Annotated in this window: 23 protein-coding genes and 3 pseudogenes; 23 read left to right on the top strand and 3 right to left on the bottom strand. The window is 50.1% G+C overall.

Translation table 11 applies throughout. From position 1 onward, the window contains the following. Positions 1–129: 129 nt before the first annotated feature. Positions 130–1,935, bottom strand: coding sequence for a hypothetical protein (locus ACLTOQ_RS00130; RefSeq protein ID WP_412318357.1), 1,806 nt, complete (start codon positions 1,933–1,935; stop codon positions 130–132). A gap of 335 nt (positions 1,936–2,270) precedes the next feature. Between ACLTOQ_RS00130 and ACLTOQ_RS00125 the strand changes: the two genes are divergently transcribed. The 8 genes from ACLTOQ_RS00125 (at position 2,271) to ACLTOQ_RS00090 (ending at position 10,103) form a co-directional block, all read left to right on the top strand. After that, the gene (locus tag ACLTOQ_RS00125) at positions 2,271–2,723 is read left to right on the top strand and encodes a Fur family transcriptional regulator (protein ID WP_412318355.1); all 453 of its coding nucleotides are present in this window, start codon (positions 2,271–2,273) and stop codon (positions 2,721–2,723) included. After that, positions 2,716–3,918, top strand: coding sequence for a metal ABC transporter substrate-binding protein (locus tag ACLTOQ_RS00120; RefSeq protein ID WP_412318353.1), 1,203 nt, complete (start codon positions 2,716–2,718; stop codon positions 3,916–3,918). The genes ACLTOQ_RS00125 and ACLTOQ_RS00120 overlap by 8 nt, the downstream gene beginning before the upstream one ends. Before the next feature lie 11 nt (positions 3,919–3,929). Then, a complete protein-coding gene (locus ACLTOQ_RS00115) occupies positions 3,930–4,655 on the top strand; it encodes a metal ABC transporter ATP-binding protein (RefSeq protein WP_308727537.1) in 726 nt (241 codons plus the stop codon). Then, positions 4,652–5,461 carry a metal ABC transporter permease gene (locus tag ACLTOQ_RS00110; RefSeq protein WP_262587800.1) on the top strand — a complete coding sequence of 270 codons (810 nt, stop codon included), beginning with the start codon at positions 4,652–4,654 and terminating at the stop codon, positions 5,459–5,461. Before ACLTOQ_RS00115 ends, ACLTOQ_RS00110 begins: the two co-directional genes overlap by 4 nt. Before the next feature lie 128 nt (positions 5,462–5,589). Further along, on the top strand, positions 5,590–5,856 hold the full coding sequence (locus ACLTOQ_RS00105) for a DUF6110 family protein (protein ID WP_337673190.1): 267 nt from the start codon (positions 5,590–5,592) through the stop codon (positions 5,854–5,856). 100 nt (positions 5,857–5,956) lie between these two features. Then, positions 5,957–8,050, top strand: coding sequence for a heavy metal translocating P-type ATPase (locus ACLTOQ_RS00100; protein ID WP_412318352.1), 2,094 nt, complete (start codon positions 5,957–5,959; stop codon positions 8,048–8,050). Positions 8,051–8,068: 18 nt separating this feature from the next. Continuing rightward, positions 8,069–9,172 (top strand): tRNA 2-thiouridine(34) synthase MnmA, encoded by a 1,104-nt coding sequence (gene mnmA / locus ACLTOQ_RS00095; protein WP_021916295.1) that lies wholly within the window; start codon positions 8,069–8,071, stop codon positions 9,170–9,172. Next, on the top strand, positions 9,129–10,103 hold the full coding sequence (locus tag ACLTOQ_RS00090; protein WP_412271555.1) for an exonuclease domain-containing protein: 975 nt from the start codon (positions 9,129–9,131) through the stop codon (positions 10,101–10,103). The genes mnmA and ACLTOQ_RS00090 overlap by 44 nt, the downstream gene beginning before the upstream one ends. Before the next feature lie 122 nt (positions 10,104–10,225). Here ACLTOQ_RS00090 and ACLTOQ_RS00085 read toward each other — a convergent pair whose 3' ends face one another. Continuing rightward, positions 10,226–11,893 carry a D-alanyl-D-alanine carboxypeptidase family protein gene (locus tag ACLTOQ_RS00085; RefSeq protein WP_412318350.1) on the bottom strand — a complete coding sequence of 556 codons (1,668 nt, stop codon included), beginning with the start codon at positions 11,891–11,893 and terminating at the stop codon, positions 10,226–10,228. Between the two features lie 499 nt (positions 11,894–12,392). Between ACLTOQ_RS00085 and trmB the strand changes: the two genes are divergently transcribed. From trmB to pdaA, 3 genes and pseudogenes are all read left to right on the top strand, one after another. Next, the gene (trmB, locus tag ACLTOQ_RS00080; protein WP_337673674.1) at positions 12,393–13,031 is read left to right on the top strand and encodes a tRNA (guanosine(46)-N7)-methyltransferase TrmB; all 639 of its coding nucleotides are present in this window, start codon (positions 12,393–12,395) and stop codon (positions 13,029–13,031) included. 336 nt (positions 13,032–13,367) lie between these two features. Then, a complete protein-coding gene (locus ACLTOQ_RS00075; RefSeq protein WP_412318348.1) occupies positions 13,368–14,654 on the top strand; it encodes an IS200/IS605 family accessory protein TnpB-related protein in 1,287 nt (428 codons plus the stop codon). A gap of 231 nt (positions 14,655–14,885) precedes the next feature. Next, positions 14,886–15,695 (top strand): annotated as a pseudogene (pdaA, locus tag ACLTOQ_RS00070) (delta-lactam-biosynthetic de-N-acetylase); the annotation flags it as partial. Here the strand turns inward: pdaA and ACLTOQ_RS00065 are convergent. Further along, positions 15,662–17,008, bottom strand: a complete 1,347-nt coding sequence (locus ACLTOQ_RS00065; RefSeq protein WP_412318346.1) for an MATE family efflux transporter — start codon at positions 17,006–17,008, stop codon at positions 15,662–15,664. The pseudogene pdaA and the gene ACLTOQ_RS00065 overlap by 34 nt on opposite strands. A gap of 11 nt (positions 17,009–17,019) precedes the next feature. Here ACLTOQ_RS00065 and ACLTOQ_RS00060 point away from each other — a divergent pair. The 12 genes and pseudogenes from ACLTOQ_RS00060 to ACLTOQ_RS00005 form a co-directional block, all read left to right on the top strand. Beyond that, positions 17,020–17,364 (top strand): annotated as a pseudogene (locus tag ACLTOQ_RS00060) (23S rRNA (uracil(1939)-C(5))-methyltransferase RlmD); the annotation flags it as partial. Positions 17,365–17,483: 119 nt separating this feature from the next. Next, entirely contained in the window at positions 17,484–18,305 is an 822-nt protein-coding gene (locus ACLTOQ_RS00055) for a ParA family protein (RefSeq protein WP_055658171.1), read from the top strand. Next, entirely contained in the window at positions 18,262–19,191 is a 930-nt protein-coding gene (locus ACLTOQ_RS00050; protein WP_412318343.1) for a ParB/RepB/Spo0J family partition protein, read from the top strand. The genes ACLTOQ_RS00055 and ACLTOQ_RS00050 overlap by 44 nt, the downstream gene beginning before the upstream one ends. Before the next feature lie 12 nt (positions 19,192–19,203). Then, positions 19,204–19,479 (top strand): DUF5720 family protein, encoded by a 276-nt coding sequence (locus tag ACLTOQ_RS00045; RefSeq protein ID WP_009322018.1) that lies wholly within the window; start codon positions 19,204–19,206, stop codon positions 19,477–19,479. Positions 19,480–19,508: 29 nt separating this feature from the next. After that, positions 19,509–19,694, top strand: coding sequence for a hypothetical protein (locus ACLTOQ_RS00040; protein WP_009322017.1), 186 nt, complete (start codon positions 19,509–19,511; stop codon positions 19,692–19,694). A gap of 67 nt (positions 19,695–19,761) precedes the next feature. Continuing rightward, a complete protein-coding gene (locus ACLTOQ_RS00035) occupies positions 19,762–20,625 on the top strand; it encodes a DUF6017 domain-containing protein (protein WP_412318342.1) in 864 nt (287 codons plus the stop codon). 34 nt (positions 20,626–20,659) lie between these two features. Further along, the gene (locus ACLTOQ_RS00030; protein ID WP_009004944.1) at positions 20,660–21,406 is read left to right on the top strand and encodes a BRO family protein; all 747 of its coding nucleotides are present in this window, start codon (positions 20,660–20,662) and stop codon (positions 21,404–21,406) included. Between the two features lie 22 nt (positions 21,407–21,428). Next, entirely contained in the window at positions 21,429–21,740 is a 312-nt protein-coding gene (locus ACLTOQ_RS00025) for a DUF5720 family protein (RefSeq protein WP_025487374.1), read from the top strand. Between the two features lie 12 nt (positions 21,741–21,752). Continuing rightward, on the top strand, positions 21,753–22,172 hold the full coding sequence (locus ACLTOQ_RS00020) for a DUF4313 domain-containing protein (RefSeq protein ID WP_055658165.1): 420 nt from the start codon (positions 21,753–21,755) through the stop codon (positions 22,170–22,172). 86 nt (positions 22,173–22,258) lie between these two features. Further along, positions 22,259–22,759, top strand: a complete 501-nt coding sequence (locus ACLTOQ_RS00015; RefSeq protein ID WP_007886614.1) for a PcfB family protein — start codon at positions 22,259–22,261, stop codon at positions 22,757–22,759. Then, positions 22,756–24,585: a VirD4-like conjugal transfer protein, CD1115 family gene (locus ACLTOQ_RS00010; protein WP_007886616.1), complete on the top strand. Its 1,830-nt coding sequence runs from the start codon at positions 22,756–22,758 to the stop codon at positions 24,583–24,585. Before ACLTOQ_RS00015 ends, ACLTOQ_RS00010 begins: the two co-directional genes overlap by 4 nt. A 216-nt stretch (positions 24,586–24,801) precedes the next feature. Continuing rightward, positions 24,802–24,930, top strand: a pseudogene (locus tag ACLTOQ_RS00005) (Maff2 family protein); the annotation flags it as partial. Positions 24,931–24,979: the final 49 nt, after the last annotated feature.

Here is a 24,979-nt window from a genome sequence, read left to right as displayed (position 1 = left end):
GCGGTATGTTTGTTATGGGAGACGAAGCATCTTGATGAAAAATGCTTCGCCTCTGCGATATGAGGGGAAAAACGGGCGCTGGAAAAGGTGGGGGAACCAGCGCCCGACTGTCCAAAAGGTATTGGCAGATTAAGAAGCTTCCGACAGCAGGAGAATCATGCGAACCGGGAAGGCGCTGTCGTTGCCGTTTGCAGCATAATTGACTTCGAAACTCAAAGTCTGCGCATTGTCGGGCGTCATTACAATCTCTGACTGCGTGCCGTCAGTGTGAAGCGCAACCAGACGGTGTCCTGCAAGCAGGGAAGCCGGAACGGTAAAGCGCACGATGCCGGTCGGCTGTACTGCCCGGTGATGTTTGATCACTGCTGCGGACATAATGCCTACGCCGTTGTCAAGCGTGCCGATGCAGAGAACCGGTGATCCGGCAGGAAGCGTTCCGGTTACAGCCTGTGCGGAAACATCGGAAACCGGCGACAGGAAATCTTTGCCGTCTTTTTTACCGCATGCCGGGCAGAAAGAGAAGTTCGACAATCCTGCGGACGGAAGAGAGAGGGTAACCGAATGACAAAAGCTTTCTGTAGAGACAGCAGAGCTTTCGGTCTGTCTGAAACCGTTGGAAACAGAAGCAACAGGCTCAACTGCCGGAGCAGATTCCGGCACAAGGGTCGGCGTTTTTACCGTATTGAGCTTTACATTACTGCTTTTGCCATCGAGAATATCCGAGCCTTTTGTTCCGTTGATATTTGTATTTGCTCCAATAGAAATATCGATTGTGCTGGAAGCTGTACCGCCGCCAATGGCGATATCGGAAGAACCGTCGATATTGGAGACAGCCGCGTTGCCGGAAATTTCGATTTTACCGGTTCCGGTCGGTTCAGAAGAAGCTTCACCGATCAGGGGAGTTCTGGAAGTGCCGAATTTGGTGTCACTGCCGATTTTTACCTGGGCGTTATCTGTTATGGTAATGGTTCCGTTCATCGGGGCTTTGGCAGGGTTATAATCCGGATTGGCTTTTTCAGAAGCACCGATGGCAGGATTGCTGCAGGACGTGTTCTGGGAAAAACCGTTGGAGCCGATTGCGGTAACTTTGGAATTATCCTTTATTGTGATTGTTCCGCCGGAAAAGGTGCTGTCCCATCCACTGCCGATTCCGGCGGATGCGGAACCTCCGGAGGCAGTAACCTCAGCATTGCCGCCGATGATAATATCCCCGTTATAATCTCCTTTTTCTCCGCAGCCGATGCCGGGACCACACCAGGTGGCATCTGCGTTGACTTTTGCATTTCCATCAATGGTAATCGTGCCGGTAAAATTGCCTTTTTCGCCGGAACCGATAGCTGCAGAGCCGGTATCGGAAGGATTATAGTATTCTCTTGTTGCGGAGATTGTTACATCATCGGTGATGTGGATAGAACCGGTAAAATCTTCTTCTCCCTGTCCGGTGTCGCTGCTGTATCCATTGGAGCCGATTTTAGCGCCATCGGTCCAGCCGGATAGCGTGAGGGAACCGTCGCCGCGCAGGGTGAGATCACCATCGCTGACATGGATCATGGACGGGGAGGATTCGTCTTTGCGGTTAATCGTATTCGTACCGCGAACCGTGATGTCTGCCTTGGAGTCGCCTTTGACATCAATGGCAGATTCCTGGGAATGCTTCAGGTTGATGTCCTCAATCGTGATGTTCGCTGTCGCGTCATCGGAGGTTGTGATCGTAATGGTGCTGTCGGAAGCAACATCGGAATCCCGATTGGTAAAGGTCGGATCGTTATCTCCTATGGTATTGTTGTTCTGGGAAACGGTCTGCCCGCTCTCAGAAGCGCTCACGATGACGTCACCGTCTTCCATATACCAGGTGGCAGCATAGGCGGTCGATGAAAGAGAGCCGGAAAGAAGAGCGATCGTCAGAAAAAAGGCGGAAATTCTTTTCTTTTTCATAGGCAAAGTCTCCTTGGAATTGTTCTGTTTGGATGTAGGGCGAAAGGTGTGCCGTGTATCAGAGTTTTAGTCCTTTTGCCCAATGTTTCATTCTAATTAAATGATACTATAAGTCTCAAAAGAATAATAGCCGTTATTTTCTCAAAAAAACCAGTGAAATCAGACAACGGTTTGGTTTACTCGTGACATTTCCCAGTTTTTTCCCTTGACACGATGGAAAAAGTCGATATAATAAATTGAAAATGATTTTTAATTTCAAAATGAACCGCGGCGGTTTTGGATATCGCCGTGCGGGAGTATGCGCGGATGCCGCAGTGGTTCACAGGGGGAGAAAAATGGCAGAACGTGTCAGATACAGAACGAAGCAACAGGAGCTGATCCGGGATTGCCTGGAAAAACACGGCGACCGGTTTGTGACGGCGGAACAGTGTATGGACTGTCTCAAAGCCGAAGGAATTCACGTTGGACAGACGACGGTTTATCGGGCTCTCGACCGTCTCACAGAGGAGAACGCCGTGATCAAAATTCCGGCAGTGGACGGCGCAGGCGCGCAGTACCGCTATATCGGAGAATTGAGGCCGGGCAGCCCGGGGCGACTTGTCTGCCTGCAGTGCGGGAAGATCATTCCTCTGGAATGTAACAAGCTCCATGGATTTTCCGAACATATCCTGAAAGAGCATGACTTTGCGCTGGATTCCTCGCATCTGATCTTTTACGGCTGCTGTCGGGAGTGCCGCAAATTCAGGGAAACACAGGAAGGACTGCAGGACAGAAATGAGGATGAATAGAAAAAAGCAATGCGGGAAGCATGCTGTGATTTCCGGCATCAGAATGCCGCAGCTGCGCTGCACACGGGTATCGGAAAGCGGCATCCTGCGTCGTGTGGCGTTGGCGCTCTGCGCGTGCTTACTGTTTACCACAGTGTTTGTCGGCTGCGGCACGGAAACTCCTGACGAACCAGTGGATCCCAACAAGCTGCAGGTGATGGCGAGTTTTTATACGATGTACGATTTCGCACAGAAAATCGGCGGCGAGCACGTCCAGGTGACCTGCATGGTGCCGTCCGGTACAGAGCCCCACGATTGGGAGCCGTCCACAAAGGATATTACCCGGATGGAGCAGGCGGACGTTTTTATCTATAACGGTGCTGGGATGGAGCACTGGGTTTCAGACGTTCTGGCGGGGCTTTCCAATAAAAAATTGATTTCCGTGGAAGCGTCGCAGGGAGTGAGCCTGCTGCGCAGCGCAGAGGAAGAGGAGAGCCATGACCATGAGGCTGTGCATGCCGATGAGGACGAAGAGGACAGTCATGACCATGGGATCGCGCATGCTGATGAGGACGGTCACGATCATGCGGGTGAAGAAGACGCCGCTGTGAGCAATGCGGCCGCGTATGAAGACGATGCCGCCGACCACACTGTTGTCGCCGCACCGGACGGTCATGACGCCCACGAGCACGGCGAGTACGACCCCCACGTTTGGCTGGACCCGATGAACGCAAAACAGGAAATGCAAAATATCTGCGAAGCGTTTTCTGAGGCGGATCCGGAGCATAGCGCAGACTATCAGGCAAATTATGAGAAATGGGCAAAACAGCTCGACGAGCTGGACAAAACCTATCAGACGACGCTGGAAAATCTGTCGGAGCGAAACATCGTTGTGGCGCATGAGGCGTATGGATATCTGTGCAGGCGTTATAACCTGACGCAGGTGAGCATCGAGGGCATGTCGCCGGATTCCGAACCCGACCCGGGACGGATGGCAGATATTATCGATTTTGTCCGGGCAAACAACGTCCGTGCGATTTTCTTTGAAGAGCTGTCCGGCTCGAGGACGGCGGAAACGGTAGCGGCGGAAACCGGCGTGAAGCTTTTGACCCTCAGCCCGCTGGAAGGCCTAAGCGACAGACAGGAAGAAACCGGCGGAGATTATTTTTCCGTCATGGAAGAAAATCTGCAGCAGCTGACAGAAGCTTTGCGGTAAGGAGCAGACATATGAATGCGATAGAAATCAAAAATCTGCACTTTTCCTATGGAAAGGAAAATGTGCTGGACGGCGTCAGCCTTTGCCTGAAAGAAGGGCGGCTGGCGATTCTCGCAGGAGAAAACGGGGCAGGAAAATCGACGCTTTTAAGGCTTTTATTAGGAGAGCTCCCGATCGGGGAAAGCCACAAAGGGGATCAAGAAGAAGGCAGCGGCGACGGCAGCATTGAGATTCTGGGGCAGGATATCCGACAGTTTAAAGACTGGTCGAGCATCAGTTATGTGCCCCAGAACGGGATGGGTGGCTGGAAGGATTTTCCGGCATCCGTGGAAGAAATCGTGCGCGCAAATTTATATAAGCAGATCGGATTGTTCCGGTTTGCGGGGAAAAAAGAGCGGCAGCAGGTAAGAGCTGCGCTGGCGCAGGTGGGCATGGAGGAATACCAGAACCGTTTGATCGGCAGACTTTCTGGCGGGCAGCAGCAGAGAGTGCTCCTGGCACGCGCCCTGGTCAACGAGCCGAAGCTTCTGATTCTGGATGAGCCGACGTCGGCATTGGATGAAAAAAATGCGTCACACTTTTACCGACTGCTCAAAAAAATCAATGCGGAGAAAAGGATCACCGTTCTGATGGTGACGCATGACCTCAAACGTGCATCGTCCTATGCAGATGATATCTGGGTGCTGGAGGACGGAAGGGTAAAACAGGAAGCTGGGAAAGGAGACGGGCAGGCATGAGAATTTTTGAGTATCTGTTTATGCAGCGGGCGTTTGTTGTCGGAATTTTGCTGGCGGCGGTTGTGCCCTGCGTCGGAATGGTCGTTGTCTGCAAACGTCTTTCCATGATCGGCGATGCACTTTCCCATACGTCGCTCGCCGGCGTCGCAGCAGGACTTTTGCTGGGTGTCAATCCGGTGGCGGGCGCAGCAGCAGCCTGTGTGGCAGCGTCCTTCGGCATTGAGGCGATCCGCAGAAAGCTTCCGCGCTATTCGGAAATGTCGATATCCATTATCATGTCAGCAGGAATTGGTCTGGCGGGTGTGCTGTCCGGTTTTGTGAAAAATTCGGCAAACTTCAATAGCTTTCTGTTCGGCAGCATTGTGGCGATCAGTGATGCCGAGATGATTTCAGTCATCGTGGTGTCTGTTGTGGTGCTTGTGTTATTTTTGCTTCTATATAAAGAGCTGTTTTATATTTCATTGGATGAAAGAAGCGCGCGGTTGGCGGGCGTGCCGGTCGGCATCGTCAATTTTATCTTCACGATTATGATTGCAGTGACGGTTTCGGTTGCAGCACGGACAGTAGGCGCGTTGATGGTATCGTCGATGATGGTCGTTCCGGTAGCTTGTGCGATGCAGCTGGGAAAGAACTTTAAACAGACTGTATGGTACGCTGTCGGTTTGAACGTGCTGTTCATGATTATCGGGCTGTTTGCGGCGTTTTATCTGGGCTTAAAGCCGGGCGGCACAATCGTTTTGGTGGGCGTTGCAGCGCTTCTGATCATTTTTATTGGGAAACGGATTGTGTTCGGAAAGCAGGAATAAAGTCGCAATTGACACAGGGAAAAAAGCGTGCTACCATGTTCGTGGTTAATAATAACTAACCAAAGAAAGCCGTGCCGTACGATAGGTAGTATAGACATATCCTGCGCCGGTCGAAGGAGGAAACGAACATGATGAAAGCATCTGATGCAAAGAAAATCGGTTTATTTTTAGGAGGCGTATTATTCGGAACAGCCGGAATCAAGATCCTTTCCAGCAAAGACGCGAAGAAAGCATACGTACAGTGTACCGCGGCAGCGCTTCGCGCAAAGGACAGCGTTATGAAGACCGTAACAACAGTTCAGGAAAACGCTGGAGATGTTCTGGCAGAAGCAAAGCAGATCAACGAAGACAGAGCTGCAGAAGAAGTGGAAGCTGAAGTAAAAGAAGAAGCCTGATTCAGGGCAGTGGGGGACGGAGCCGGAGACGGCGCCGTCCTTTTTGACGGAGTCCCGTTTTCTGAAAAAGCGCGAAGCGTATCAGCGGAGTGGAGATAAGATGAACTTTAAAATCAAACACAAAATTCCCGGGCGAATCCGGGTGCATATGGGGCAGTCCAGAATGAGCTTTGACCAGGCGGACACCCTACAGTATTTTCTGGAAGCACAGCCAGGTGTAACAAAAGCGACCGTATACGAGCAGACGCAGGATGCGGTGATCGAGTATGACGGCGAATTAAAAGAACTGATGGAGGCGCTGAAAAGCTTTCATTATGAAGACGTCCAGCTGCCGGATTCCGTTCGTTCCAGTTCGGGACGTGCGCTGAATGTAGAGTATAAAGAAAAACTGATCGGGCATGTGGCAAAACGGTTATTTACAAAATACATGCTTCCCTTACCGATCAGAAATGTGTATACTATATGGAAAGCTTTCCGTTATGTAAAAGAAGGCGTCCTATGCCTTTCCAAAGGAAAACTGGAAGTCCCGGTTCTGGATGCGACAGCGATTACCGTATCAATTCTGCGGCGGGACTGCCAGACCGCAGGATCGGTTATGTTCCTGCTTGGTCTGGGTGAAATCCTTGAGGAGTGGACACATAAAAAGTCTGTCGGCGATCTGGCGCGCAGCATGTCGTTAAATGTCGGAAAAGTGTGGATAAAGACCCGGGATCAGGAAATCCTTGTGGATGCTGCATCCGTCGTACCGGGCGACCATATCGTGATCCATGTCGGCAACGTCATTCCGTTTGACGGCGTAGTGGCAGACGGCGAAGCGATGATCAACCAGGCTTCCATGACCGGTGAATCCGAGCCTGTACGCAAGGAAAGGGGCGGATTCGTTTATGCCGGAACCGTTGTGGAAGAGGGCGAGCTGACGATTGAGGTCAAGGCGGTTTCCGGCTCGACCCGCTACGAAAAGATCGTTACGATGATCGAGGATTCCGAGAAGCTCAAGTCCGCAGTAGAAGGACGTGCGGAGCATCTGGCGGACAGGCTGGTTCCCTATACCTTCCTTGGAACCGCTCTTACATGGCTGTTTACAAGAAATGTTACCAGAACGTTATCCGTACTGATGGTTGACTTTTCCTGCGCATTAAAGCTTGCGATGCCCCTGACTGTCCTGACAGCGATCCGGGAAGCAAACGCAGCGAAGATCACTGTAAAGGGCGGAAAATATCTGGAAGCATTTTCCGAGGCTTCCACCATCGTATTCGATAAGACCGGTACGCTGACCAAAGCGCAGCCTACGCTGTATTCCGTTGTCACATTCGGTAAGGAAAAGGAAGACGATCTTTTACGTCTGGCAGCATGTCTGGAGGAGCATTTTCCTCATTCGATGGCAAAGGCGGTTGTGCGTGCAGCGGCAGAGCGTAATCTGGAACATGAGGAAGTACATTCCAAGGTGGAATATATCGTTGCACATGGCATTGCCTCTTATGTTGGAGAAAAGCGTGTGGTAATCGGCAGTGCTCACTTTGTATTTGAAGATGAGAAGTGCCGGATCCGTCCGGAATATCAGCAGCGTTTCGATGAGCTGCCGCTGCAGTATTCCCATCTGTATCTGGCAGTTGACAACGTACTGGAAGCAGTGCTCTGTATTGAGGATCCGGTGCGTGAAGAGGCAAAACAGGTTATCCGCGAGCTGAAACGGGAAGGCTTTACAAAAATCGTCATGATGACTGGCGACAGCGAGCGAACAGCAGCGGCGATCGCAAAACAGATCGGCGTGGACGAATACCATGCGGAAGTTCTGCCGGAGGACAAGGCGAACTTTGTCCAGCAGGAAAAAGAAGCCGGACGCAGGGTAGTCATGGTCGGCGACGGAATCAACGACTCCCCGGCGCTTTCTGCCGCGGATGTTGGTATTGCGATTAGCGACGGTTCGGAGCTTGCGCGGGAAATTGCGGATATTACAGTCGGTGCGGACAGCCTGCAGGAGCTGGTTTACCTGCGCCGCTTAAGCAAAGAAATGATGCGTCGGATTCATGTCAACTACCGTGCAATCCTTGGCATCAACGGCAGTTTAATTGCAGCCGGTGTGACCGGGCTGATTCAGCCTACGACATCCGCGCTGCTGCATAATACGACAACACTGGCCCTGAGCCTGAGAAGCATGAGCTGGAAAGTTCCGGGAGAGGCAGGGCAGGAATAAAAAGAACGGAGACAGAGAATGAAAAAGGCGATGATTGCCATGAGCGGCGGCGTAGATTCGAGCGTTGCGGCATGGCTGATGAAGCGGGACGGATATGATTGTATGGGCGTTACGATGCGCCTGTTTGCCGGAGAGGACAGCTGCGAACGAAAAGGGCATACCTGCTGTTCGTTAGATGACGTGGAGGACGCAAGAAGCGTTGCACGTCAGCTGGGCATTCCGTATTTCGTGTTCAATTTTACGGAAGATTTCGGCACACAGATCATGGACCGCTTTGTCTGCGCCTATGAAAACGGATTCACCCCGAATCCTTGTATCGACTGTAACCGTTATATGAAGTTCGAGAAGCTGATGAAGCGGGCAAAGGAGCTGGATTACGATTACGTTGTAACCGGACACTATGCCCGAATCGAAGAACAGGACGGAAAGTTCCTCCTGAAAAAAGCCATCGATGAAAAGAAAGACCAGAGTTATGTGCTCTACAGCCTGACGCAGGAGCAGCTTGCACATACGCTGTTCCCCCTGGGCGGCATGACGAAGCCGCAGATCCGGGAAATGGCGGAAGAACAGGGACTGATCAATGCGCGCAAGCATGACAGCCAGGATATCTGCTTTGTACCGGACGGAGATTATGCCGGATTTATTGAACGATACACCGGCAAAAGCTTTGAGCCGGGCAATTTTGTAGATCAGGAAGGACATGTGCTGGGGCAGCATAAGGGAATTATCTGCTATACGATCGGACAGCGCAAAGGGCTGGGACTAGCCCTGCATGAGCCGATGTATGTGTGCAGGATCGATCCAAAGACCAATACGGTAGTCCTTGGACGCGACCGGGATTTGTGGTCGAAGGAGCTGACGGCGAAGGATTTCCACTGGATCAGCGGCGAGGTGCCGACGGGCACGCAGCGCATCAAGGCGAAAATCCGTTACCGTCACCAGGAGCAGTGGGCGAACGCAGAGATCACCGGACCGGACAGCATTCATCTGGTCTTTGACGAGCCCCAGAGGGCAATTACCTGCGGACAGTCGGTTGTACTTTATGATGGCGATGTTGTAGTGGGCGGAGGAACAATCAATGGATTATGTGGTTCTGGATCTGGAATGGAATCAGGCGTCTGATAGCCGCGATGCCCGCAACAGACTGCTTACGTTTGAAATTATTGAGATCGGTGCGGTAAAATTAAACAGCCGGATGGAAATTGTGGATACCTTTGAGGAGCTGATCCGTCCGCAGGTTTATGATACCATGCACCATATTACAGAAAAGCTGATCGGCATCCATATGAAAGATCTCTCCGGATGTCGGACATTTGATGTCGTGATGAAGGACTTTCTGGCGTGGTGTGGCGAGGATTTCATGTTCGGTACCTGGGGACCGCAGGATCTGACGGAGCTTCAGAAAAATATGCGGTTTTTCGGTATGGAGCCCCTTGGAAAAGGACCTGTCCGGTTCTATGATATTCAGAAGCTGTTTTCCATCGCCTACGAAGATCAGAAGGTGCGAAGGAGCTTGGAATATGCAGTAGATTATCTGCAGATTCCAAAGGATATTCCGTTTCACCGGGCGATCAGCGACGCGGTGTATACCGCACGGGTATTTCAGATGATCAAAGACCCGATTGCATTGCAGCGGGTTTCCTTCGACACGTTCCAGCTGCCGGAAAATCACCGCAGCGAGGTGCATGTCGTATTCGATAATTATGCAAAATATATTTCCCGACCGTTTCCGGATAAGGAGGCGTTGATGGCGGATAAAGAGGTTCTCTCCACCAGATGTTATCTGTGCCATCATAACCTTCGCAAAAAAGTCCGCTGGTTCTCGCCAAACGGCAAGCACTATTACAGCCTGTCGTGGTGCGATAAGCACGGTTGGATGAAAGGAAAAATCCGCGTGAAAAAAGCGGAAGATGACATGGTTTACGCCGTCAAGACGACGAAGCTGGTCGGAGAGAAAGAGGTTGCCGCCCTGATGGAGAGAAAAGATCACATCCGCCAGCTGCGTAAGGAGCACAGACACCGCGAAGCGCAGGAAAAGCTCGGGAAACGGTGAGGCGGGGGGCTGACATCGGAGACACGCCGGGGAGCCCATATAATAAAATAATACGAAAAAACGCCACAGACCGGTTTCAAAAGAAATGGTCTGCGGCATTTTTGTGCATCCCGTTCTGTGTCTTACGCGAAGGGATCGGTGTAACGGTCGAAGTCGATGATTTCATCTTTGCGGTTGCGGTGTCGTTTCATGATATCGCGGCGCTTGCGATTGCGGCTGTGTCCGATCAGAATGGAACGGATCACCAGAATGACGATCAGGATAACCGCGACAATGCTGACTGCAAGCAAAATCTTACGGACGTTTAAGAAAATAACATTTCCCCCCGGTGTGGAAACTGCGGTCGGAGAAGTTGTGGAAGCGACGGATTCAGACGCTGTAGTGCCAGCCTGCGCGCTCGTGGCGTCCTGTGTGCCGGAGGAACCGTTTGCACTGGAAGCATTCGCATTGCCATCCGTGCCGGAGCTGTCTGTGCTGCTTTGCGCATTAGAAGCGCTGCTTTGTACGCTGTTCGCATCTGCCTTGGAAGAGCCATCCGCTGTTGCGATGGCTGCGCTTTCCGTTTCAGAAACCGGTTCTGCACTGAAATCAAAGGGCGTTATGCTGGAAAAGAGGATCGGCGCGCTGCCGAGATCCTGACCTTCGTAGGAGTAGTGGATGACAGCGGCCTGTCCATCCTTCAGGTTATCATAGCTCAGCTCGGAATCCAGATCGGCAAAGGTGAGCGTATCCGGAAGGAGAACTTTCGCATCCGGGTCGATAGAAAGGATGTCGGACTGATTGAACGTATTTGCGAACAGGTCGCCGTTTTTTACCTGATAGGTGGTGTCTTCTTTGGATGCTGTAACAGAAGAAAAGTTGCTGAAACCGTAATCAAATAAGCTTATCGTATCCTTGAACTGCTGCGGGGACTCCTCCATCATAACGACGCAGATCAGCTTCAGCCCGTCTTTCTGGGCGCAGGAAACGAGGTTAGAGCGAGCGTTTGCGGTGTAGCCGGTCTTACTGCCGACGAGATATTCGTAAGCGTAGGTTTTACCGGGCAGCAGCTTGTTTTTGCTGTTCGGAATCAGATCCTGTGACAGCGTTGCGCTTGCCGGGATTTTGTAGCTTGCCGTGTCAGACATGCGGCAAAGCACGTCATCGGAGAAAAACTTCTGTCCGATCAGAGCGAGGTCATGGGTGGAGGTATAGTGATTGTCATCATGCTTGCCATTGGTATTGACGAAATGGGAATCCGTGCAGCCGAGCTCCTTTGCGGTTTGGTTCATTAAATCTACAAACGCTTCCATACTGCCGCTGATATGTTCGCCGATGGCATTGCCGCATTCACTGCCGGAGCCCACCAGCAGACCGTAGAGGGATTGTTCCATCGTGATCGCTTCACCGGCTTTGATGCCGATGTTGGAATCACTTCGCCAGTCGATGCTGTGCACCGCGGTATCGGAATATTCGATCATTTCATTTAATTCGCTGTTCTGACGCGCAATGTAGGCAGTCAGAATCTTGGTTGTGCTGGCGGGATAGAGCTTTTCATGGATATTTTTGGCATAAAGGATTGCACCGCTGTCCGCATCCATCAAAATCGCGGAGCGAGCGTTGAGGATCGGACCCTCCGGCCAGTTTTTGATTTCGTTGCTCTCAACCGGGATCGAAAGGTTGGCCTCCGCCAGCGCCTGGTAATCGATGACCTCGGCGCGAGCCGTTAAAACAGCGCCACAAAACAGATTGGCGCCGACTCCAAGTGCTATCATAAAAGAAAAGAAGGATCTTTTCTGGAAAAATTTCATGTAATGTACCGTCCTTTATTGAAAGATAGTAACATCATACACTATTTCCAGGCAGATTTTAAGGGCAGAACAGCAAAATTCAAAATTTTTTAAAATTTAGACTACAGTTCCCTCGTGGCATCCCGCGCACAGAATTCCATGCTTGCATGAGAATTTGCCCACGGGATGCCACGAAGGGAGCGCCGCTTTATGAGCAAAAATGAGCTGCGAAGCAGCGGAAAGCGTCGAAGACGCGATTCATGACAATAGAATGTTCGCGGAGCGTGCATTCTATTGTATTGCGAATGGCGCGGGCAGCATCCCCAAAACGCAAAGCTTCCTTTTTATCCCGAAATATAGTAAGATAAATTGATATCAGGATTGTGGGAGTGCGCAGCACGGAACAATCCGTAGGTATCAAAGCCAGGGCCAAAAGGTCTGAGCCCACATGAGCTTGCTCATGGGTGGGAGAAAGACAAAAACCCAATAAAATAATAATGAAAAACAGTGAGGATAATTCATGAGATTGCGCAATATTACAGGCTGTCGGGAAATGATCGGGGAGAGCGAGTTTGTCGTACACGAACCGGAAACGATGAAAGGGAAGTGGAGAGAAGCGTTTGGCAACGACCATCCGGTTTATGTGGAAATCGGCATGGGCAAGGGACGTTTTCTGATGGATATGGCGCGCCTTTACCCGGAAATCAACTTTATTGGTATCGAAAAATATTCCAGCGTGCTGCTGCGCGCGGTTCAGAAGCTGGAAGAGGAAGAACTGCCCAACGTTCGCCTAATCCGCATGGATGCAGAAGATCTGGAAAATGTTTTCGCGCAGGGAGAGCTGGATCGCATTTACCTGAATTTTTCCGATCCGTGGCCGAAGGACCGTCACGCGAAAAGACGCCTGGAGTCCAGACAGTTTCTGGCAAGATACAATCAAATTCTGAAAAAAGACGGAACGATCGAGTTTAAGACGGACAACCGCGCCCTGTTTGATTTTGCACTGGAAGAAGTGGAAGCAGCAGGATGGACTTTGAATGAAAAAACCTTTGACCTTCACGCGGATGCGCGCTTAAACGAAGGAAACGTCATGACTGAGTATGAGGAACGGTTTTCGGCACAGGGAAATCCGATCTGCAAGTACATTATCAGCCGTTGAAAAACGGAACACCGCATTCTCGTTACTTTAGTGATGAGTTAGGTGTGCCAAATTTTTTATTAAAAACAGAACAAATGTTTGCTATGTAGAAAGACGTATTGTATAATACAAATATGAAAAAAGATATGTTTGCTGTTAAGAAAAGTGAACTTTCATATGGTAGAGGATATGTATATTCTTTACAATACCATCTTGTTTGTGGAATCCATCGCATTGCGCAGTTACCGTAAGTGACCGAAGCCGGGATCAGGTAACGGCATATATCGAGGGACAAAAAGAGAAGGGAAAAAGAAAGTAGGGAACTTTATGCAGATTGTATCCAGCTATGGAGTAGAAATGAAAAAAAAGAATATACCGCTCCGTGCTACGCTGGATATTTTTAGGCAAGCAGTTTCCTATCTGATTCCGGTGTATGCAGAGACCTGGGAAGAACTTTCAGAAATCCGGAATCCACAAAAACGCTTTAATGCAGCGGAGCATCTGGTACATGAAACGAAAAAGAATCATGCCAGGTTTGCGTTTGATCGGCATTTTCCTAAAATGCCATCTTACCTGAGAAGAGCGGCGATCCAACACGCACTTGGAGCAGTGTCCTCCTATCAAACACGTCTCGGTTTGTGGGAAAAGGGAGAGTTAAAGGGGAAACCAAAGCTGGTCTGTGAGAATCATGCAATGCCGGTATTCTATCGGGATGTCATGTATAAGGAAGCAGAATATGGAGAAGATGTTGCTTATTTAAAGTTATTTGATGGACGCGAGTGGAAATGGTTCCAGGTAAAATTACTCCATACGGATATGGAATATCTTCGGAAAAAGTGGAGCGGAAAAAAGGCATCTGCCCCAACTTTGGAAAAGAAACATCATACATATTTCCTTCGATTTTCGTACACAGAGGAAGTAAGCTTATCGAAAACAGCGGTAAAAGAGCAGGTGATATGCAGTGTTGATTTAGGGATCAATACGGATGCGGTCTGCAGTATCATGCGTGTGGATGGCACTATCCTGGGACGGAAATTTATCAATTTTACCAGTGATAAAGACCATTTGTATCATGTACTTGGCAGAATCCGCCGTTTTCAGAGAGAACATTCCTCCAGACAGGTACAAAGCCGGTGGAATTATGCAAAAAGGCTGAATATGGAGCTGTCCCGCAAAATAGCTGCGACGATCACGAAATGTGCCATAGAATATCAGGCGGATGTAATTGTGTTCGAATATCTGGAAACGCAGGGGAAGCTATCCGGAAAAAAGAAACAGAAACTTCATTTATGGAGAAAGCGGGATATTCAGAAGCTGTGTGAGCATCAGGCTCACCGGAACGGGATCCGTGTATCCAGAGTCAGCGCCCAAAACACCAGCAGGCTGGCCTGTGATGGAAGTGGAGCAGTGGTAAGAAATCCGGAGAACCATAGCCTGTGTACCTTTCAGACAGGAAAACAGTATAACTGCGACCTGTCAGCATCCTATAATATTGGAGCGAGATATTTTATACGGGAACTTTTAAAACCCTTACCGGAAACGGAAAGGTCTTCTCTGGAGGCAAAAGTACCTGCAGTGAAGCGCAGAACCTCATGTGTTTATGCGGATTTAAGAAAGCTTTATGCAGAATTAAAAGCAGCATAAACACAGGCAGATATACAGCGGACTACCTGTAATGTGGAAACTGGCCGTATCCGGCGCAGAAAAAGTGCGTATCCGCACGAATTCTAAGTTACTGGCGTATCCGCCGATATTTGGTCTTGTCGTTTAAAACGACTGAGAAGCACGTGACTTTAGTCATGTGAGGTTCACTCCCCTGCATAGGAAAAGCCGTTTTCCGATATACATAATAAAAAGACTCGGACGGACAACGGCATGGAAAGAATGGAACAATTAAAAGCGATGCTTTCCCTGTGTCTGATTTTCGGCGTGGCGTTCTGCCTCGGAAGCGTTGTGGGGCATACGGTGAGCGTGCGGGATCAGGCGGTGATGGCACGTCCTGCACAGAAGGACTGGGGACTTTCCTTTCAGGAGGACAACAAACCGCCTGTGGCGGACGAAAATATGGAGCAGCTGGCGCAGTATGATGCGTTTTATGCGGAGAATACGACGGAAAAGGTTTTGTATCTGACGTTTGACTGCGGATACGAAAATGGAAACACGCCGGCGATTCTCGACGCATTGAAAAAGCATCATGTGCCGGCGGCTTTTTTTATTGTAGGGAATTATCTGGAAAAAAATCCCGACCTGGTCAAACGGATGCGGGCGGAGGGGCATATCATCGGGAACCACAGCTATCATCATCCGGATATGAGCCAGATGGGAAAAGAAGAGTTTCAGAAGGAGCTGGCACAGTTGGAAGACCTGTACGAGCAGACAACCGGCGAAAAGATGTCGAAGTTTTATCGTCCGCCCCAGGGTAAATACAGCGACAACAATCTGCAGCTGGCAAAGGAGCTTGGGTATCGGACGATTTTCTGGAGCCTTGCCTATGTGGACTGGAAGCAGGAGGAACAGCCGACCCGCGAAGAGGCGATGTCAAAGCTGTTAAAAAGAGTTCATCCGGGAGCGATTGTACTGCTGCACAATACGTCCCGGACGAACGGAGAAATTCTGGATGAGGTTTTAACAAAGTGGGAGGAAATGGGGTATCATTTTGCTTCGCTGGAAGAACTGGTATCCTCCGGCAGCAGGGAAGCACGGAGCTTTTTCTTGACGGATAACCAGGAAAATCCGGTAAAGAGCGCCGCGCCGACCCATGCAGCAGGATCGCAGAAGCAGGCGAGGGGAAAGCTTACAAGCTTCATGGCGATCAGTGCTGTGATCATGCGGGCAAACAGCTCGGCTACGCCGCCCATCATCGGCAGGAAGCTGTAGCCGCAGCCCTGCATGATGTTTCGGAAAATAAAAATCGTGGAAAGCGGAATATAAAAGACCGCACACATATAGATATAGGTTTTTGCCCAGGGCATCAGGGAAGCTATATCGATGTCTCCGGAGAAGAACAGGGAAAGCAGCGGGCGCAGGAACAGACCAACGGTAGCTGCAGCGAGCAGCGAGTAGATGACGCTGATCAGGAGAGCGGAACGGACGCCCTTTTCCAGACGGTGATAATCGCCCTTGCCGTAGTTCTGACCGCCGTAGCTTGCCATTGTCTGTCCCATCGACATCATGCCCTGTGTTACGAGGCTCTGCACCTTGCTGGCAGCAGTAAAGGCAGCGACTGCCACCGAGCCGAACAGATTGATGGCAGCCTGCATCACCATTGCTCCGGATGCAGTAATGGAAAACTGCAGTGCCATTGGAATGCCCATTCTCATCTGATATGCCGTGTCTGATGCGGAAAGTCGCCACTGGGTGCGCTCCGGGCAAAGCACGGGAACGTTCTTATAAATATAGATCAGACACAGTACCGCAGAAACGCCCTGTGAAATATTGGTTGCAATTGCAGCACCTGCCACACCCATATGGAAGCAGAGGATCAGGAGCAGATCGAGCACCACATTCAGACAGGCGGAAAATACAAGGAAAAACAACGGAACCTTACTGTTGCCGATGGCCCGCAGAAGTGAGGAAAACAGGTTATAAAAAATACAGGCAACGACTCCGCTGCAGATCAACATGCTGTAGGTATACGCATCGGCAAAAATATCCTCCGGTGTATTCATAAGGAGAAGCAGAGGCTTCATGGTGCTCAGACCGACCACGGTTATAAGGATTGTGACAAGAACAGAGAGCAGGATACCGTTTGCCACACTGGCGCGGACGGCTTTTTCATCCTTTGCTCCATAACGCTGTGAGGTCAGAATCGTAAATCCGGCGGTAATGCCCTGTGCAAAGCCGATGATCAGAAACATAACTGTGCCGGTGGAGCCAACGGCAGCCAGAGCGTTCGCACCGACGAAGCGGCCGACGATGATCGTATCGGCCATGTTGTAAAACTGCTGGAAAATATTGCCGACTAACAGCGGCAGGGTAAATTTGAGTATGATGGACAACGGTTTGCCCTGAGACGGTAGTTCTTTTATCCCACAAAAAAGCCGACAGTTATATCCACATTGATGTGGAGTTTGGAGAGGGCGAGGGCAAGATTCCGGTAGATAGTATTGCTAAAAGAGCCGAAGCGTACAAACCCAAAGAAAAAGTGACCTACAAAATGATTAAGGAGTACATAGAAGCGAAATACGGCTTCAAGGTACATACCGCATATATCGCAGAGGTAAAGCGAAATTTGGGATTGCCGATGTATGATGCTCCTAATGCGGTAGAAGAATTGAAACAGCCGAGGAAACATCCGACACCAGAAAAGGTAGAAGCAATCAAAGATGCACTTCGTTATTTTGCAGTGATATAAAACTTTACTTACAATCGAATATTTCTTACATAGCCGTTTATTCATTTATTTGAGTAAGCGGCTTTTTTCACCCCTATTTTTCGGAATAGGGATATTTTTTGTAGAAGGAGGAGGTTTATTTGAACACGCAAATCATCGCCATCGCCAACCAGAAAGGCGGCGTTGGCAAAACAACAACTTGTGCGAACTTGGGAATAGGTCTGGCACAGGCCGGAAAGAAAGTGCTTCTGATCGACGGGGACCCGCAAGGAAGCCTGACAATCAGCTTGGGCCACCCCCAGCCGGACAAGCTGCCCTTTACACTGTCTGACGCTATGGACCGTATTCTGATGGACGAGCCGCTGCGCCCTGGCGAGGGTATCTTGCACCACCCAGAGGGGGTTGACCTGATGCCCGCCGACATCCAGCTCTCCGGTATGGAGGTCTCCCTGGTGAATGCCATGAGCCGTGAGACCATCCTGCGGCAGTATCTGGATACGCTCAAGGGACAGTATTCCCATATCCTGATTGACTGCCAGCCATCCCTGGGTATGCTCACGGTCAACGCCCTGGCCGCCGCCAACAGGGTCATAATCCCCGTTCAGGCGGAGTATCTGCCCGCCAAGGGCCTGGAACAGCTGCTCCAGACCGTAAATAAGGTGAAGCGGCAAATCAACCCCAAGCTCCAGATCGACGGTATATTGCTGACGATGGTGGACAACCGAACCAACTTCGCCAAGGAGATCGCCGCCCTGCTGAGAGAAACCTACGGCAGCAAAATCAAGGTGTTCGGCACCGAGATTCCCCATTCTGTCCGGGCAAAGGAAATTAGCGCCGAGGGCAAAAGCATTTTTGCCCATGATCCTAATGGCAAGGTGGCCGAGGGCTACAAGAATCTGACCAAGGAGGTGATAAAACTTGAAAAGCAGCGCGAAAAAAGTAGAACTGGCTCCATACGATGACTTGTTTTCCACCGAAGAAAGCCGCCAGGATGCCAAGCTGGAAAAAGTACGGGAAATCCCGCTGTCTGAGCTGCATCCTTTCAAGAACCATCCCTTCAAAGTCAAGGATGACGAGGCCATGATGGAGACCGCCGACAGTGTTCGGCAGTATGGTGTTCTGGTTCCGGCGATTGCCCGCCCGGACCCGGAGGGCGGCTATGAGCTGGTTGCCGGTCACAGGCGGCACCGGGCAAGTGAGCTGGCCGAGAAAGAAACCATGCCTGTCATTGTCCGAGACCTGGACGATGATGCCGCCACTATCATCATGGTGGACAGCAACTTGCAACGAGAAAGCCTGCTCCCCAGTGAAAGAGCATTTGCATACCGCATGAAGCTGGAGGCCATCAAACATCAGGGGGAACGCTCTGACTTAACTTCTCGCCAAGTTGGCGAGAAGTCGCAGACCTCTATTCAAAAGGTTGCAGATCAAGCTGGGGAAAGCCAACGGCAGGTACAGCGCTATATCCGTCTGACAGAGCTGATTCCTGAATTGATGGACATGGTGGATGAAAAGAAAATTGCCTTAAATCCTGCTTATGAGCTGTCCTTTCTCAAAAAGGAGGAACAGGTAGACCTGTTGGACGCGATGGACAGCGAACAGGCTACCCCTTCTCTTTCTCAAGCCCAGCGGCTTAAAAAATACAGTCAGGAGGGGCATCTGACCCTCGATATGATGCGTGTCATCATGGGTGAGGAAAAGAAAAGCGATCTGGACCGAGTGACATTTACCTCTGATACCTTGCGGAAGTATTTTCCTAAAAGCTATACGCCCCAGCGGATGCAGGAGACCATTATCAAGCTATTGGAACAATGGCAGCGTAAACGTCAGAGAGACCAGGAGCGATGAAAGGAGCCGCCTATGAAAGATATTTCAGCCCGTGAGCTGAAAGGACACAACATTCTCGCCGTAGAGAGGTTTTGGGATAACACCCGCTGGATGATTGAGTTTTCCGTCCTGCGTCCCAGCACAGCTTACGGCAGCCCCGGAGAGGAAATGCGGCTGTTTTTGACTGAGGACGGGTATCAGGCCGCCCTGCAAAGCCAGCAGCGCCGGGAGATCAAGATCAAGCGTTACGCTCGTGTGATTGAGGGACATATCCTCGATTTCAAACCGGGAAAACGCCGCCGCTCATAAACCCATACAACGAAAGGAAAGGAATGACTATGTGTACGGTAAAGGAAATTCAAGAAGCAATCCGGGAAGATTGCAAATCTCAGCATGACATGGAATCAACGGATATTGACCGAGTGATGCAAACACTTCCTTTCGCCCAGGAGGAGCCATTTACAGAGGCGCGTCCTCGAAAGCCGCTGTTTTGGTTCTATGCAAGAAAATTTGAAAAGTGTTGAACACCGCAATTCTTTGGAATGAGGATTGCGGTTTTTTTGTACCCAAAATTCGGAAGGAGTGAGGTCGATGGCCGTTTTTCGCATTGAACGGACCCGTGATTATACCGTGATGAGCAATCATCATTTACGAAATGCAAACCTGTCGTTAAAAGCCAAGGGGCTGCTTTCCATGATGCTGTCTTTGCCAGAGGACTGGAATTACACCACCCGTGGTCTTGCAAAGATCTGTAAGGAGGGCGTGGATGCCATAGGCGCTGCGTTGCGGGAATTGGAGGCTGCCGGTTACATTATGCGGCACAAGCTGCGTGACCGGCAGGGACGCATCAGCGATACAGAGTATGTCATATACGAGCAGCCCCAGCTTAGAAAACCGGATACGGATTCACCAGATACGGAAAACCCGTATATGGATAAACCGGATACGGAAAAGCCCGCAGAATTAAATATAGAGAAATCAAATACTCAAAAATCAATTACTCATGGATCAAGTACCGATTCCATTCCCTTCCGGGAAACAGCGGCGGCAAGACCGCCGGAACGGAAAGGAAGGGATGCGATGTCTGTCACAGAGATAGAAAATTATCGGGAATTGATTTTGGAGAATATCGAGTATGACTGTCTGAAGCAGCGTTATCCTCTCTACCTGGATGACCTGAATGAGATTGTAGAGCTGTTGGTAGAAACGGTCTGTGCCAAACGAAAGACCACCCGGATCTCTGGTGCGGACTTTCCTCACGAGATTGTACGCTCCCGCTTTTTGAAGCTGGACAGCTCTCACATCGAGTTTGTCATGGACTGTCTGCAAAAGAACACCACCCAGGTACGCAACATGAAGCAGTACCTGCTTGCGGTGCTGTTCAATGCGCCTACCACCATGAATAACCACTACACTTCACTGGTAAATCACGATATGCACGCAGGCGGCTGGTAAAGGCCGCCTTTTATCATGCCAAAGGAGGCACGACATGAACCAGATGGAAATTTTCAAAAACCCGGAGTTTGGCAGTATCCGGGTCATCGAAGAAAACGGCAAATACCTGTTCTGCGGAACGGATGTGGCCGCTGCGCTGGGGTACAGCAATTCCCGCGATGCAATTATCCGCCATTGTAGGTATGTCGTGAAACGCGACGCACCTCACCCACAAAGCCCCGACCGCAAAATCAGTATGACTTTTATCCCCGAAGGAGATTTGTACCGCCTGATTGTTCACAGCAAATTGCCATCGGCAGAACAGTTTGAACAGTGGGTATTCGATGAGGTTCTGCCTACCATTCGCAAGCACGGGGCCTATCTCACAAGAGAGAAGCTTTGGGAGGTAGCTACTTCCCCGGAGGCTCTGATGAAGCTCTGCTCAGACTTGTTGGCTGAGCGTGAAGCAAATATTTCTCTGCGTAAGGAAAATGCACAGCTGGAGGGCAAAGCCGCTTTCTATGACCTGTTCATCGACTTAAAGCACAGCACCAATCTCAGGACAACCGCCAAAGAGTTGGATGTCCCGGAGCGCCGGTTTGTTCGGTTTCTGATAGAACGACGGTTTGTGTACCGCACAGCATCCGGCAATGTGCTGCCCTATGCCAATGTGAAAAATACGGGGCTGTTCTGTGTGAAAGACTACTGCAATCACGGGCATACCGGCTCCTACACGCTGGTTACGCCAAAGGGAAAGCTCTACTTTGCTCAGCTGCGGGAGATGATCTTGCTGGTCTCATAAGAACGGAAAGGAAGTGGGTTTTATGCAGGAAGGCAAAACAATCGGGCAGCTGATGGAGGAAATGCGCCAGAAAGCCGGGGCGCAGAACTATCACGGTCATGACTACATGGATCTCCAGCGATTTGCGGAGAATACCCGGCACATGATTATTTTTGATGTACTGACGCATGACTCCCCGGTTGGCTGGAAAGGAGAACGCACCCGCCTGTTTTTGTCAGATATAGGCTATGAAAAAGCTCTGGACAGTCAGGCAAATGGGCAGATCAAGATTCTCAGCCATGCAAAGGTCAGAAATGGAGATTTGTTTTATGACCACAAAGAACAGATACGATAGGAGGAATCCGATATGAATGAGGAAAAGAAAGTACCCTTTAAGTGGGAATATGGGGAAGAAACCATATCGCTGCAACTTGGAATGTATGCGAATAATCAGCGGCTTTATATCGGCATGATTACCCATACAGAAGATGGAGCTGAGGCGTTTGCAGATATGACGGTGAACCTACCAGGATATTCCCTGGACCCCGGAGAGGCGTTTATTTCCGGTGACATCAGCAAGGATTTGCTACGATTCATCAAAGAGAACAAATTGGGGAAGGTGCTTCCCTATCAGGTTCAGTCCGGTTATGGAAAATATTCTGCTGTTGCCTTTGATCTGGAGAAGCTGAAGGCATTTGACCCCAAAGGTGTGGCAGAGTTCCGGAAAGAGTGGAATCTGCCGGATAAGAAGCCGGTAAAGAAAAAGAGCCGCGGGATGGAGCGATGAAAAAATACCTCCTCCGGCGGCTGGTGGTCCCGCCTTAGAAAGAAATGCACCACCCCTGCACATTTTGTGGAAAGGAGGCGATGAAAATGCAGGAAGAAGTGGAAAATAGGACTTTGACGCTGGTTGTCAGTGGAACAAAGTTTACCGGCAGAATGTTTAAGGCTGCCATAAGCAAGTACATGGCACATCGAAAGGAAAAGAAGCTGGAAAAACAGAGAAGCCGTGATGCGCCGGTTGTTCCGCATGGAAAACAGACTGTGAAGCAGCTTGTCGGGCAGAATCAGGGAATATCCAACATTGAGATCACAGACCCCTCTATCAAGGAGTTTGAGAAAATCGCCCGGAAATATGGTGTGGATTATGCGGTGAAAAAGGACCGCAGCAGTTCTCCGCCAAAGTACCTGATTTTTTTCAAAGGCCGTGATGCAGATGCTCTGACAGCAGCTTTTACAGAGTACACCAACAAAAAGGTCAAAAAGGCAACGAAAACAGAGCGCCCGTCCGTACTGGCAAAACTTAACCAGTTCAAAGAGATGGTTAAAAATGCTGTGGTGGATCGCACCAAGCGAAAGGAGCTGGAACGATGAAAAAGACATTGGACATCAAAAAGCTCATTTTGCTGAATATGCCGTATATCCTGCTGGGGCTGTTTGCTACCAATTTTGGAGAGGCATGGCGAATGGCACAAGGGGCGGATGCTTCAGAAAAGTTTCTTTCGCTGGTTGCGGTTCTGCCTGGGGCGTTGCAAAGTTTCTGGCCAAGCCTGCATCCATTGGACTTGTTGGTAGGGCTGTGCTGCGGTGTTGGTCTGAGGCTGGCGGTGTATCTTAAAAGCAAGAACGCCAAGAAATATCGACATGGTTTGGAATATGGTTCGGCCCGCTGGGGAACCCGTGAGGATATTGCACCTTACGTTGATCCTGTATTTCAGAACAATGTGATTCTGACGAAAACGGAGAGCCTGACCATGAACAGCCGCCCCAAGGACCCCAAAACTGCCAGAAACAAAAATGTACTGGTGATTGGCGGCTCCGGTTCCGGTAAGACCCGATTCTGGCTGAAACCCAACCTGATGCAGATGCACAGCTCCTATGTTGTGACGGACCCGAAAGGAACAATTCTGGTGGAGTGCGGAAAAATGCTCCAAAGGGGTGCGCCCAAGCTGGGGAAGGACGGAAAGCCCATGAAGGATAAGCACGGCAAGGTCATTTATGAGCCGTACCGAATCAAGGTCCTAAATACCATCAACTTCAAGAAGTCCATGCACTATAACCCTTTCGCCTATATCCATAGCGAAAAGGACATCTTGAAGCTGGTAACAACGCTGATTGCCAATACCAAAGGCGAAGGCAAGGCCGGAGACGATTTCTGGGTCAAGGCGGAAACATTGCTGTATTGCGCGTTGATTGGATATATCCACTATGAAGCTCCGGTGGAGGAGCAAAACTTCTCCACCCTCATCGAGTTCATCAACGCCATGGAAGTCCGGGAGGATGACGAGGAGTTCAAAAATCCCGTAGACCTGATGTTTGATGCACTGGAATCGGAAAAGCCAAACCACTTCGCAGTGCGGCAGTATAAGAAATATAAGCTGGCAGCCGGCAAAACCGCTAAGTCGATTTTGATTTCCTGCGGTGCGCGTCTGGCCGTATTTGATATTGCGGAGCTGCGCGAGGTTACATCCTACGATGAGTTGGAACTGGATACGCTGGGAGACAGAAAAACGGCTCTGTTCCTCATTATGAGTGATACGGATGACAGTTTTAACTTTCTCATTTCCATGTGCTACACCCAGTTATTCAACCTGCTTTGTGAAAAGGCCGATGATGTGTATGGCGGCAGGCTTCCGGTTCATGTGCGCTGTTTGATTGATGAGTGTGCTAACATCGGGCAGATTCCGAAGCTGGAAAAGCTGGTGGCCACCATCCGAAGCCGTGAAATCTCTGCCTGTCTGGTGTTGCAGGCACAGAGCCAGCTCAAGGCAATTTACAAAGATAATGCCGATACCATCATCGGCAATATGGATACTTCCATCTTCCTGGGTGGCAAAGAACCAACGACGTTGAAAGAGTTGGCGGCTGTTCTGGGAAAGGAGACCATAGACACTTACAACACCGGAGAGAGCCGGGGACGGGAGACCTCCCACTCGCTTAACTATCAGAAATTGGGAAAAGAGCTGATGAGCCAGGACGAGCTGGCAGTTATGGATGGCGGCAAGTGCATCTTGCAGTTGCGCGGTGTGCGTCCGTTTCTTTCAGACAAGTATGACATTACCAGACACCCTAATTTCAAATACACAGCTGATGCAGACAAGCGAAATACCTTTGATATTGAAGCATTTTTGTCTGCCAGACTAAAACTCAAGCCTGATGAGGTCTGCGATGTATATGAAGTAGACACGGAGGGCGTGTAATACGGTTCCGCTGAGAAAGGAGTGATCGTATCTATTTGCCGCAACTGCCTCTGTTGAGGCCATTGGCGTACAAAGCGGGCAATCATCAACAAAATAATGAAAAAGGAGGACAGCCGGGATCAGGCTCTCATATATCGAGGGCAGATTGTTCCGGCTTTTGTGCGCTTATGAAACAAACCTAACTAATCATTCAAATGATTCCGGCTAATATTATTTATGGCATTTTTTGAACAGGCAATTACCGTTCTTCAGACTCTCGTTATCGCTCTGGGTGCTGGTCTTGGTATCTGGGGTGTCATCAACCTGTTGGAAGGTTATGGCAATGACAACCCTGGCGCCAATGCTCATGTGCGGTAAAGTAATAAAAAGATTTAGGTAGCCGCCTTAACTATTC

Origin of the sequence: Gallintestinimicrobium sp. (genome assembly GCF_046968865.1) — a bacterium.
GTDB lineage: Bacteria > Bacillota > Clostridia > Lachnospirales > Lachnospiraceae > Gallintestinimicrobium > Gallintestinimicrobium propionicum.
Note: the sequence above shows the minus strand (reverse complement) of the source record. Positions and strands in the feature narration are given on the sequence as shown.